The following is a 13,019-nucleotide window of genomic DNA, read 5'->3' as shown; positions in this document are numbered from 1 at the left end:
GGCGGGGCGCGCGGGCCCGGGCCGGGCGGGCCCGCCCCCGCTCCGCTGCTGCGACGAACTCGCCCGGCTCTCGACCGGTGTTTCGGTCGCAGCTGGATCCTCGGGCAGCGGCACCTCGGTCGCCTGCGACTCGGCCGCATCCCGGTCGACGGAAACCTCCGGCGCTTCCGTCGTCGGCGTCTCGGTCACGACCGGCTCCGTCGTGGTTGTCTCGCTCGGCTCCGTCGTGGTCTCGGTCGTCGTGGTCTCGGCCTTCGGCGGCTCCGGCAGGCCCGCCACCGCCTCCTGGACCTCCGCCGCCCCGAAGTCCTGCCCCGCGTCGACGGTGTAGGTCGCCGGGCGCATGTCCTTCGGGAGCGTGCCGACGAAGGACTTCACGTCGTCCAGGGACACCCCCGGTGCGACGTGCAGGTTCCGGCCCGGCGACGCGTTGGCCGCGGGCTGCCCGGCGGGTGGAACGGCCTGCCCGGCGGGGTGGATCGTCGCGCCGCGGGCGTTGCCGGTCACCGCGTGGGTCGCCTGGTCGCCGGGCAGCTTGCCCGCGTGGTTCCACACGTCGTGGAGGGTGAGCAGGCCCTTGTCCAGCGCGGTGTTCTCCCAGACGCGGACGTGCACGTCGTCGCGGGAGGTGATCCGCACCGAGCTGTCCTGCGGGTGGTGCCCGCCGAAGAGGTCCTTGATCGCGGTGAGCGGCTTGTGCGTCCAGTTCGACCCGTGCACGTGCGCGTCGGAGTAGATGTCGGCGACGTCGGCGCGGAACAGGTAGGACCGGCCTTCGTGCTTGACCCCGGAGGTATCGCCGTCCTTCGAGCTCTTCGCGGCCACCTGGTCGTAGCTCGTCGTGGCCGACGTCGGCGGGGCGAAGGTGGCGCTGGTCGGGGCCGGTCCGGCGCCCTGGTGGGTCTGCGAGCCGTAGCTCGACGCGGCGGGCCCGAAGCTCGTGGTGACCGTCCTGGTCGTGCCGTCGGCCGTGGTGGTCTCGCGTTCCCGGCTGAAGTTCATCGTGGTGTCGTCGGGCAGCGCCGCGACGAACGTCAGGTTCTCCGGGCGGACGTCGCCGGTGAGCTTGAGGTCGAACAACGAGTCGTGGAGCGGGTGCTTGGTGCCGAGGGTGTTGCCCGCCTGGTACTCGCCGCCGGTGAACATGGTGTTCGCCGCGTTGTGCAGCGAGCTGCCCTTGGTCATCGTGTGCGCGACGTACTCCGAGTTGCTGCCGGGCCGGGTGAACTCCGAGCCCGTCCGCGTCGCCGCGGCGATCTGGTCGGCGGTCAGGTTCCCGGTCGGCAGCTCGGTCGACAGCTGCGCGTACACCGCGTCGTGGACGGCCTTCGCGGTGTCCGCACCGATCGATTCGACGCGGAACGCGTCGTCCGGCGCGAAGCCCGGCGGCCGCTGCTGCCGCGGCCCGTCGAGCACCTCGATCTCGGGCGGCCCGGCCGGTTTCCGCAGCGCGGGCGAGGCGTCGCTGCTCGGCGAGACCAGGTCGACCTCGCCGGACAGGCGGATCGGCGCGTCGCCGACGCCCTTGTCCAGGTTCACCACGTGCTTCGGGATGCCCGCGCCGAGCGTGTCGATCCCCGGCATCGGCTGCCTGCGGCGGGTGATCTCCAGCTCGTAGTCGACCAGGCGGGTGTCGCGGCCGACCTTGTCGTTGTCGACCTTGGTGGTCAGCTTCTCGCTGCCGCTGCCGTCCAGGACGTGCTCGGTCTTCCAGCTCTTCCCACCGCCGAGCACCTGCGGGGCGAACGCTCCGGAGGACGCACCGGGGTTCGGCGGCGCCTTCTGCACCTGGCCGTTCTCGCCCGGCTGCCCGGGCGGCACCGACGGCGTCTCCACGCTGCGCACGCCCGCGTTGAGGGCCGCGTTCACCGACCAGGTGGTGCTGTTCTTGTCCTGGTTGGACGTCGAGACGTAGCTGGAGCGGGTCAGCTTGTCCGGTGCCGCGCCGTCGGCCTGGGCCGGGCCGGACACCGGGGTCGCCTTGACCCGGATGTCGACGACGTCCTCCAGCCCGGCGTTCGAGTGCGACACCGAGATGAGGCCCTGCTGCCCGGCCAGCGGGTCCTGCAGCCACTGGTGCCCGGCCGGGGTGTTCAGCAGGGCGTTGACCTGGTCGACGACGTCGCGCTGCCGCTCGGCGTCGGTCACCCCGAGCTCGTCGAGCCGGTCGCGCACCGCGCCCATCGGGTCGTCGCCGGTCAGCCGCGCGCCGGTCACCGAGGTGTCGCTGTAGGAGTTGTAGTCGCCGGTGAGCACCGTGTGCGACGGGTTGGCGACCTGCTCCTTCGCCTCCGGCGACATGGCGGCGAGTTCCGGTGACACCGGCAGGCCGAGCGCCTCGAACATCGCGATGGCCTGGTCGACCGGCAGTTCCACCAGCACGCCGTCCGGCTCGTCGACGGTCACCTCGTCGGGCCGCGTCCCGCCGAAGTGGCTGCTGCCGAACATGCTGCGCAGCGCCATGTCCGCCCAGTACCGGTAGCGGACGTCCAGGGTGATCAGCGCCGTCGGGCCCTGGTACTCGACGTCCTGCCTGCCGCCGGTGGTCACGTCGAGCGCGTGGCTGCGGCCGTACTTCCCGCCGCCGCTGAGCAATCCGCTGAGCAGCGCACCGGCCTTGCCCTCGCGCCGCGGCATCACGTTGGCGCTCAGCTCGAGCTCGCCGCCGAGCCCCCAGGACTTGGTGCTCCCGGCGACCTGCTCACCGGCCTGGTTGCGCTTGAGCGTGCTCTCGGCCCGGACGTCGACCAGCCGCGGTGAGTGGTAGGTCGCCTCGCCGTTGAGCGTGCCGTTGAAGTCCTGCGTCCGGCCTTCGCGGAACATCTTGCCGGTGCTGTTCGACAGCTCGCCGAGTCCTTGGGTGGCCGTGCCGAGGCTGCCGACCCTGCCCTGGAACTCGCGCACCGCGTCGCCCGCCGTGGTGCCGGGCCGCGTCAGCTCGGAGCTCTTGTACGCGTAGTCGGTGGTCTGCCGGGCGCCGTTGGCGTCGGTCCGCGTGTCGGTGAAGGTCTTCGCCGCCCACGCCGGCCAGTTCCCGCTGCCCTTCGGGGGTCTGCGGACCGGCGTGTTGCCGTCGGGTTGCACCTGCTCGATGCGCTTGGCCAGCGCGATGTCGACGGCTTCGGTGTTGTTCGGGGTGATCCGGACGTTCTCGACGTTGGCGTAGTCGCCGAACAGCTCGGCGGTGACCGGGTTCGCCCGCAGCGCGGGCGGTTGCCCCAGGAAGGTGGCGGGCCGAGTGGTGCTGGGCGGCAGCGGTCTGGTGCCCCAGTCCAGCTTGTCGGCGGCGGTGGACACCCGGATCGCGTCGTCCACCCGGCCCCGGTGGATGTGCTGGTTGGTCACTTCGCCGCCGGTCAAGGCCTGGTCCAGCTCGGCCTTCGACGGACCGGAGTAGCGCGCGTCGGCCTTGGGGCCGAACAGCATCCGGTCGCCGAGGAAGAAGTGCTGCGCCCAGTTGGGGTTCTTGGTCGAGCCGTGCACGACGACGAGCTCCAGCGGGCCCTGGTAGTCGCGCATGTCGCCGCCGTACTTGGCGGCCCGGCCGTCCTTGCCGGTGTAGCCGGACTTGTTGGAGATGCCGCCGTCCCAGGTCACGGCCGCGGTCGCCCGCGGTCCGGCGGTCGACTGGGTGGGGCCGCCCTGGTAGGGGTTCGGCAGGCCGTTCTCCGGTGTCGCCTTGGGCGCGTTCGGGTTCGGGCTGTCGGCGGCCTTGGGCAGGAACGCCCCGCCCGCACCGATGCGCGCGGTCCGCGACGAGGCGTAGGAGCGCTGGAACTTGTCGCTGTGCTTGACCTCGGTGCTCGATTCCTGCTGCCCGGAGGGCAGGGTGCTCTCCGGTGCGGCCGGGATGGCGTAGATGTCGACGAAGTGCGTCCGGCCGCCCTTGACCCAGGAGGCGTGCGCGCCGCCGTGCATCGCGTCGTAGATGGTGTTCTTCGCGACCTCCGGCGAGCGGAACCTGTCCTGGATCGCGCCCCGGCCCTGCTCGCTCAGCCCGTCCGCGGTGTCGCGGACGCGGCCGGTGACGAAGTCGGAGACCCGGTCGCGGTCGACGAACTTGATGTCGTCGCGGCCGAACCGGTAGGGCTGGTTGGCCGCGTTGGGCACCGGCGTGCTCGGCTCCGCCAGGTGCGGTGGCAGCGGCAGGCCGAGTTCGCGGGCCTTCCACACCGGCACGTGCAGCTGGCTGCGCACGGTGCTGGGCCTGCCGTCGGGATCGGTGTGGCCGTCGCCGACCCGCATGTCCCGCGAAACCTCGTACACCAGCTGGTGATCGCTGCTGGTCTGGGTGACCGAGTCGTCCGCGCTCGGGGTGCTGCCGTCGGTCAGCCCGCTGGTGAAGTCCAGGAATCCGCCGACGTAGAACGGCGTCGAGCCGCCGTAGAGCCCGGCGCCGAAGGCCGCGTCGCTGCCCTTGCTCGTCTGCCAGCTGCGGCCCAGGCTGACCGCGCTGGAGCTGTCCACCGAGGTGGTGCCGACGTAGCTGACCTGCGCGTCGGTGACCGGCACGATCGTCACCGGGCGGTCGCCGATGGTGGTGCGGTTGGCGTTGCCGGTCCCGGCGAACAGCTGGTCGGTCAGGCTCGCCGCGGCGGTCCGGGAGTTGCCGAGCACGTCGCGGAAGGCGTCCGGAACGCCGGCCAGCACCGCCTTGGCGTCCTTGAAGTCGCCGTCCGGCAGCGGGGCGCTGATCGCGTCGCCGCGGGTGATCGCCGGTGTCCGCAGCCCGGCGTCGATCGAAGCGGTCGTCCTCCTGCCCGGGACCGAGAGGCCGAGCTCCATCCGGGTGGGCACGTGGCTGCGGGAGCTTCCCGAGTTGTCGGTGAAGGTCACCGCGGACTCGAACCGCTGGGAGCGCTTCGCGGTCCCGCCGACGTAGACCATCGGGCGAACCACCGCGCCCGCGAGGTCCAGCGGGGAGACGAACATCAGCGGGATGCGGATCGGCACGCTGGTCGAGGTCGACTCGGTCTGCGGCCGCCCGTTCTCGGTGGAGGAGTCGGTGGAGGTGGTGCTCGGCTGCTGGTTCGGCGGCGCGGTCCTGGTGTCGTCGGGCCGGTACAGGTCCGGGTCGACCGCGACGTCGGTGCCTGCGACCTGGATCGTGCCGTTGCCGATCGCCGCCACCAGATCGGCGTCGCTGAGCCCGCCGATCTCCGTCGCCACCTGGTTGCGGTCGGCGCCGGTCAGCTCGGTGAGCGCGTCGATCAGCCCGTCGCGCGAGCCGAGCGTCTCGAACTGCAGCTCCGATCCGTGCGGGAGGAAGGACAGCTCGGTGAGGCCTTGCTCGTACTTGCCCTGCGCGGCGGCTTCACCGGCCTCGTCCTTGGCCTTCTGGGCCTGGTCAGCGGCGTTCTCGGCGGCTTCGCGAGCATCGGCGGCCGCGGTTTCGGCGGCGCGCGCCCGTTCCCGGAGGGCGTCGATCCGGGCCTGGACGTCGGCCACGTCGTCGACCGCGTCGCGGTGCCGCTGCTGGGCGTCCTGCGCTCGGGAGGCCAGGGTTTCGGCGTTGGTCCTGGCCTCCTCGATCCGGCCGCCGAGGTCGGTCAGCTCGTTCTCCAGCGCGGCGACGCGGTTGTTCCGGTCGGCGAGCTGCTGCTCGCCCTCCGGGCGGAAGGCGTGGAGCAGGTTCAGGTCGCGATCGAGGCCGTCCCGCTGGTTCTCCAGCTCGGCGAGGTCCTCGTTCGCCTGGTCGGACTGTCCCGTGAGGTCGTCGGCCGCGGTTTTCGCACCGTTGGCGTTGTCGATCGCGGTGGTGAGGTCGTCGAGGGCTCGGGTGGACTGGTTCGCGGCGTCGTCGGCGGTGTTCAGCGCGTCCTGCGCGCTCGTGCTCCCGGTGGTGATCGTGTCGACCGCGCTGGTGGCGGTGTTCCTCGCGGTGTCGACCTCGCCGTGAGCGGTGCTCGCGGCGTTCGCCGATTCCTCGGTGGCCTTGGCGCGGTCCAGGTCCTGCTTCGCGGTGGCAGCGGCGGCTGCGGCTGCCGCGTGGGCCTGGTCGGCGGCGGTGCGGCGTTCGCCGTGGCGGTCCGCGGATTCCTTCCGCCTCCGGACCACGTCTTCCGCTCGGCGGATCGCGTCCGGGTCCGCCGCGGTTCGCGCTTCGCCGAGCTCGGTGCGGGCGTCGTCGAGCTGCTGCACCGCCTGCTCGTGCCGGTCACGCGCGGCGGCGAGTTCGGCCGCGCGATCGATGCGGTTGCGCTCGGCGGTGTCGAACCGCTGCTGCGCCTGCGCGGTTCGCTGCTGGTCGGGGCCGAAGGCGTCGCGGGTGGCGATCACCGCGCCGTGCGCTTCCCGCGCCGAGCGCTGGATCGCCGCCAGGTCGTGCCGCGCCTTGGTCCCGGCGGCGTCGATCTTGCCGAGATCCGCCTCGATGGCCTGCCGGGTGGCCGCCGTCTCCCGGGCGGTCCGCGTGGCTTCCGCGACGACGTCGGCGAACGGGTCGTTCCGGTTCTGCCGGGTGCCGGTCTGCTGGACGGCGACGTGCTGGTCGTTCCGCTGGCCGTTGCCGGTGCGACCGGGCGGCAGCGTCGACATCTCGTAGCTCTCCGGAGCGGTCCGCGAGCTCGTGGCCTCCACCTCCGGCAGGCCGATGCTCGCCGCGACCTGCTGCGGCGACAGCTCCGAGCCGCTGACTTCGCGGTTCGGCGTCATCCCCGGAGCCGTCGTCGACGATGACGTCTTCGGCGTGCTCCCGCTCTTCGCGGCCTTCGGGCTCCGACCGGTCGGCTGCGTCGTCGACTGCGTGGAAGGCAGCGCGGACGACGAGCTCGCGGCCGGTGGTGTCGTGCTGGAACCGGAGGCCTGGCCCGGGTTCTGCGTCGACTGGACGAGCGGAGGTGTCTGCTGGCCGGGACTCTGCTGGGCCGCAGGCGGCACCTGCTGCTGGATGACGTTCGGCGGTTGCTGGGCGGGGTTCGACGTCTGCTGGGTGGACGTGGAGGTCTGCTGCCCGGAGCTCTGAGCAGGCGGTGCCTGTTGCAGGACGGGATCCGACGGCTCCTGAACCTGCGGCGGCGTCTGCTGCCCGGAGGGCTCGGTCTGCTGAACCGGCCCGGTGCCCTGCTGCACCTGAGGCGGTGCCTGCTGGCCGGAATTCTGCGACTGCTGAGCCGGATTCGAGGTCTGCTGCACCGGTTGCGGGCCGTCGTGCGACGACTGCACCTGGTCTTGCGGCTTCTGCTGGGCCTGCTCGACGTCCTGCGGCGGCGCGGCGGTGTTCGGATCGTGCTGCACCGGGGTGGTCGTGGTCTCGGTGCTGCTCTCCTGAGCGGTCGGCTTCGGCTGCGGCACCTCGGACCTGGTCGGCTCGACGTCCTGCTGCACCGGAGGCGACTCGACCTCCGCAGGCGGCGGTGTCCGCTGATTCGTCTCCTGGCCGCTCGGGGTCGACACCTCGCCGGGATTCAGCGGCGGCGGCACGTTCTCCGCGCTGTTGCTGTCCTGCTCGGGCAGCCCGCGGTTCGGATCTGGTGTCGTTCCCGTGACGTCCGCACCGTTCGTGGAGCCAGGCGGTTGCGTGCCGGTCGGCACGTCCGGAGGCGCGGTGCTGGTCTGGTCCGGGTTCTGCGGCGCGACCTCGACCGGATTCGGGTTGGCCTGGGGCCCGGTCTGCTCGACCGGGCTCGGCGGGACCTGTTGGTCGCCGGTCGGGTTGACCTGGTCGCCCGAGGTGTTCTGACCGGTCGAGGAGCTCGGCTGCTCGACGGTCGAACCCGACGTCTGCTCGCCACCGGTCGAATCGTGCTGAACCGGCGACTGGTTCTGGACCACCGGTGGGTTCTGCCCGCTGGACTGCGGCGGTGTCTCGACCACCGGCGCGTTGGACTGCTCCGTGCCCGGGGGCGGGGTGTTCTGCTGATCCGACGTCGACTCCGAGCTCTGGTTCGCCGGCGACGGCGGAGCGACCGGCGGGTTCTGACGTCCGCTCGGCTGCGGAGGATTCTCTTGCGCACCACGCGTTTCGACCGTCGACGACGAATTCGGGGCCGTCGTGCTCTGCTGGCCGGACGTCGAGCCGGAGCTCTGCGACGGCGGCGACTGCGAGCCGCCCGGCAGGTCCTGCCGACCGCCGATCTGGTTCGTCGGCCCCGGCGAGGTGGAGCGATCCGTCGATTGAGCGGGCGGCGCGGTGCCGGTGCTCGACGTCGGCGCCTCCTGCTGACCGGACGATCCGGCCGTCTGGTTCGTGCCGCCCGAGTTCCCGGTCACCGCGTTCGGCGGCGGCTGGTTGCCACCGCTCGTCTGGGCCTGCACCACCGGCGGGTTCTGGCCGCCCGCGCCCGGCAGCGTCTGGCCTCCGGAACCGAACGAGTTCTGCCCGCCCGCGCCCGGTGTCTCGGTGCTCGGGCTGGTCGGCGGCGTCGAGGAGTTCCCGCCCACGTCGTCGCCGCCGGAGATGTCCCGGTTGCCACCGGTGTTCGCGGCGTTCCCGCCCGAGCGGTCGCCCCCGGGGCCGTTGCCCATCGCCGAGGCCAGCTTGTCGCCGAGCGCCGAACCGGCCGCGCCGGCGGCACCGGAGGCCGCGCCCGCCGTCGCCGCGTACGGGTTCAGCTCGAACTCGCCCTCGGTGGCGTACTTGTACAGCGCTTCGGTCATCATCTCGTGGAACGACTCGGTGCCGATCTCCGAGATCACCTTCGCGCCGTTCTTGGCCCAGTCCTTGCCGAACTGCTTCGCGAACGCCGAGTTCAGCGCGTTGTTGAGCCCGCTGCCGACCAGCTTGCCGAGCCCGCCGATCGGCAGCGCCAGCGCCGCGCCCATCGCGCCCACGCCCGCCGCGTTCTTGGTCTTGTCGGTGTCCCACTCGGTGCGGGTGCCCATGGCGAACTGCGACACCTGGGCCACCACGTCGATGAGCAGCTGGAACGCGATGCTGAACACCGCCGTCGAGAGCACCTGCATCAGCACCCTGCGGAGCAGGGTCTGCATCATGAACCGGACGACGGCCATCCGGGCGGCCAGCCACGCCATGGTCGCACCGCCGGTGAACGGCGCCATCGCGGTCGCCCACGCGATCTCGGCGATCAGCGCGACCAGCGAGGCGATGGTGACGATCTTCATGTACTCGACGTCGAGGGCGAGGTCGGTCAGCGTCTTGGCCAAGCCGTTGAACAGCTCCGCCGCGGCGGAGATCAGGTCGTCGCCCTCCACGAACGGCGCCACCCGCTGCACGAACGCCTGCGCCGCTTCGCCCGCGAACTCCGACCGGATCGCCTGGACGGCGCTGCGCAGGCCGGGGCCCAGTTCCGCGAGGGTCTGCGCCGCCGCCGTCCACTCCGCCGCGAGCGCGCGCAGCTGGTCCTCGTTGGCGTCCGGCCACTCCTCGCCGGTGAGCACCTGGAACAGCTTCGCCACTTCGGGGCTGACCACCATCGCCATGACCGGTCATTCCTTCGGGGTCACGCCGCTGGCTTCGTCGTCGGTGTCCTCGAAGTTCTTGCCCGCCAGGAGCGTCTTCTCGGAGATGCCGCCGACGGCCTCCTCCAGCATCGACAGGAACTGCATCGCCTTCTCCGCGCCCGGCCGGTAGTTCGCGTCGAACTGCTCGCCCATCTCGCCGGTGCCGCCCGCGTGCCGGTAGGTGGCGGTCACGTTGCGCATGTGCGCGGCGAGCCGGTTGGCCGTCGCCGACCACTGGCCGAGGTTGGCCCCGCCCCTGGTCAGCCCGGCGGTGTCGACGTAGACCCGGTCGTTCACCGCGACCACCGCCCGAGCGCCGATTCGAGCATGGCCTGCAGGTCCGGGCCGTTCTCGCGCAGTTCCTGCAGGTCGACGCCGTCCGGGGTGAGCCCGGCCATCACCTCGTCGACCGCGGTGGCCGCCTGGCGCTGGGCGTCGGCGACCACCTCCACGATCTTCGCGGTGAGCTCCTTGGGCGCCATGTCCCGCCACCGCTGGCCGTTGAACTCCAGACCGGTGAGCGTGCCGCGACCGTCCACCGTGGCCTTGATCGCGCGGTCCTTCGTGGTGGCGCTCGCGGTCACCTCGTCGAGCTTGCCGAACGCGGTGCCGAACTGCTCCTGCTGGGCGCGCAGCTCCCGCATCGCGTCGGTCATCTCGTTGTGCATCGAGGAGTACATCCCGGCCTCCTTCCGGTTCGTTGCCGCTGGACGTGCCCTCACCCGGTCGCGCTCTGCTCCGCGGCCTGCGCCGGCGTGCTCTGCTCCGGCTGCTTGGGAGCGCGCGACGTCGAACCGACGTGGACGTGCGTCGGGGCGAGCGGTTCGTCGGTCTCCAGCGAGGGATCGTTCGGCAGGCCGATGACGCCGTTGCCGCCGACGTCGTCGGTGCCCCACACCTTCTCGTCCTCGGACAACCAGGTCTGGCGCTCGCGCTCCTTCTCGTTCTGCCCGTTGTTCATCGGCGGCATCATGGGAGGCATCATCGGCGGCATCCCGCTGCGCTGGTCACCGACCGCACCGCCGGACGGACCGCTCTGCTGGCTGGGCTGGTCCTGCCCGGACCAGTCGGACCACCCCTCGCCGCCGTACCCGCCGGAACCGCCACCGGGCAGCCCCGAGCCGCCCCCGCCGGGCAGGTTCGAGCTCCCACCGCCCGGATCGAAGCCGCCACCGGGGAAGCCGGAACCGCTGCCCGGGATGTTCGACGTGCCACCGGCCGGATCGAAGTTCCCACCGGGGAAGTTCGCACTGCCGCCGGGCGGGTTCGGCAGACCGCCGGGCAGGTTGGAGTTCCCGCCAGCGGGGTCGAAGTTGCCGCCGGGGAGGTTGGAGTTCCCGCCAGCAGGATCGAAGTTCCCGCCAGGCAGGTTGGAGCTCCCACCGGCCGGGTCGAAACCCCCGCCAGGAAGGTTCGCACCGCCGTCGGGCAGGTTCGACGACCCACCGGCTGGATCGAAGTTCCCACCGGGCAGATCGACCCCACCAGGAAGATTCGAGCTCCCACCCGGGAGGTTCAGGCCACCGGGCAAGTTGGACGACCCACCGGCCGGGTCGAAGTTCCCGCCCGGCAGGTTCGCGCCGCCAGGTCCGCTGCCCAGCCCACCCGGCAGGTTCGACGATCCACCAGCCGGATCGAAGTTCCCACCGGGCAGGTTCGCGCCGCCGCCGGGCAGGTTCGAGCCCCCACCCGGCAGGTTCACGCCACCGGGCAAGTTGGACGACCCACCGGCCGGGTCGAAGCTCCCGCCGGGCAGGTTCGATGCCCCACCGGCCGGGTCGAAATTCCCGCCCGGCAGGTTCGACCCGCCGCCGGGCAGGTTGCTGTTCAGCGACGGGAAGTTCGAGCCACCGTTCGCCGGGTCGAACGGGTTGTTCCCGCCGGGCATCTCGTTGAGGAGCCGCTGGCCCTCGCGCGGGTTCCCGCTGCCGTTCGCGTTCGACCCGCCCGGCAGACCACCGGGCGGCACGATCGGCGGGATGGCGCCGCCACCGTTGGCGGGCGGCGGGACGGTGAAGTCACCGCTGCCGTTCGCAGGCGGACCGTTCAGGCCACCCGGCCCCTGACCACCACCGGGCAGCTGCCCGGGCGGCAGGTCGCCGCCACCGTTGGCAGGGGGCGGGACGGTGAAGTCGCCGCCGCCGTTCGCGGGCGGACCGTTCAACCCGTTGCCGCCACCGGGCGGGCCGTTCAGACCGTCACCACCACCGGGCGGCGGAACGTTGAAGTTCCCACCACCGTTCGCAGGTGGACCGTTCAACCCGTTGCCGCCACCGGGCGGACCGTTCAGACCGTCACCACCACCGGGCGGCGGAACGTTGAAGTTCCCACCACCGTTCGCGGGTGGACCGTTCAACCCGTTGCCGCCGCCGGGCGGCGGCGGGATGTTCCCACCACCGTTCGGCGGCGGGAAGTTGAACCCACCGCCCGGCGGCGGGAAGTTCCCGCCACCGGTGCCGCCACCGGTCGCCGGCACCGGCGTCTCCAGGCCTTCCAGCGACGACTTCGTCCGCTCGTAGGCGGTCTGCAGCGCTTCGAGCTGCTTGCGCGCCTCCTCGTCGAGCGGCTTCATCTTCTTGCGGACGTGGTCGCTGATCTTGGTGTTGATGTCGTTCCACGTCGCCTGGCTGCCCAGCGGACCGGAGATCGTCGGGAAGCCGTCGGGGAGCGCGTAGGGCGTGAACGTCGCCGCGTCCTCGTTCACCCCGCCCCGGTTGATCGAGAAGCCGAGCATGCCCGGATAGGTGCTGACCGAGGTCCTGGTGACGGCCGGGCCGGTGTTGGCGGTGGAGCTGTACGCGCCCATGACCTTGGTGATGTAGGCCTCGGCGGTCGACCTGTCGTCCATCGCGAGCTCGTCCAGGGCGTAGTTCTCGGTGCCGTGCACCAGCCCCTTCCCCTTGACGTACGTCGCGACGTTCCAGAGCACGGAGTTCATCGCGGTGTCGACCTCGTTGCGCACCGCGTTGCTGTACTTCGTCCACACGGTGGCCATGCCGCGGCCGAAGGTCTTGACGGCTTCCGCGGCCTTCTGCAGGCCTTCCGAGGTGTTGCGCTCCTCCGCGATCTGCTCGTGCAGGCTCTCGACGGTCTCCATCAGGGCGGTGAGGTTCTGCTTGAGCGCGTACGCCGCCTTGCCCTTGAACGCCGAGTCGTCGCTGGTGAGCTTGGTGACCCACTGCTGGAGCGTGTCCCGGTTGGTGTCCAGCCACTTCACGTAGTGGTCGACGGCGTTCTTGGCCTCCCACAGCCGGTTGACGTTGAGCAGGCCGAGGACGCCGGAGTTCAGCCCGTCGACCAGTTCGTCGATGTCGCCGACGGCGGTGGTCCAGTTGCCCGGCAGCGTGGCGTTGCGGTCCACCGAGATGTACCACTTGTCCCACGCGTGGTAGCTGTAGCCGGTGGCGGCCGTCTGGCCGTCGGTCTGCTCGCTGCCCGGTTTCGCGGCGGATTCGACGAACCAGCCCGTGTTCGGCGTGGCTCCGCTGTCCAGGACGCCGTGCAGGTTCGACCCTTCGCCGGTGACCGTGAACAGGATCTGGTCGAAGGTGGCGCGGGAGTGGTCGTCGCCCTTGATCGGCTTCGGCTCGCCGATGGGATCGGTCATCGCTCAGCTC

At 71.6% G+C, this 13,019-nt stretch carries 4 protein-coding genes; all 4 read right to left on the bottom strand.

The features are described 5' to 3' along the window. On the bottom strand, positions 1-9,381 hold a 9,381-nt coding region (locus tag OU416_RS37975), incomplete at its 3' end, for a WXG100-like domain-containing protein (RefSeq protein ID WP_270931934.1). A 6-nt stretch (positions 9,382-9,387) separates the two neighbouring features. Further along, positions 9,388-9,699: a hypothetical protein gene (locus OU416_RS37970; protein WP_270931933.1), complete on the bottom strand. Its 312-nt coding sequence runs from the start codon at positions 9,697-9,699 to the stop codon at positions 9,388-9,390. After that, positions 9,696-10,082 carry a YbaB/EbfC family nucleoid-associated protein gene (locus OU416_RS37965; protein WP_270931932.1) on the bottom strand — a complete coding sequence of 129 codons (387 nt, stop codon included), beginning with the start codon at positions 10,080-10,082 and terminating at the stop codon, positions 9,696-9,698. The genes OU416_RS37970 and OU416_RS37965 overlap by 4 nt, the downstream gene beginning before the upstream one ends. A gap of 38 nt (positions 10,083-10,120) precedes the next feature. Beyond that, positions 10,121-13,009 (bottom strand): hypothetical protein, encoded by a 2,889-nt coding sequence (locus OU416_RS37960; protein ID WP_270931931.1) that lies wholly within the window; start codon positions 13,007-13,009, stop codon positions 10,121-10,123. Positions 13,010-13,019: the final 10 nt, after the last annotated feature.

The sequence above is a fragment of the Saccharopolyspora indica genome, assembly GCF_027853965.1.
GTDB classification, from domain to species: Bacteria; Actinomycetota; Actinomycetes; order Mycobacteriales; family Pseudonocardiaceae; genus Saccharopolyspora; species Saccharopolyspora indica.
This window is presented reverse-complemented; position numbering and strand designations above follow the sequence as displayed.

Bases quoted from the DNA above. Each gene is read 5' to 3' on its own strand.
- OU416_RS37965 (WP_270931932.1), bottom strand. From the start codon at position 10,082: ATGTACTCCTCGATGCACAACGAGATGACCGACGCGATGCGGGAGCTG.
- OU416_RS37960 (WP_270931931.1), bottom strand. From the start codon at position 13,009: ATGACCGATCCCATCGGCGAGCCGAAGCCGATCAAGGGCGACGACCAC.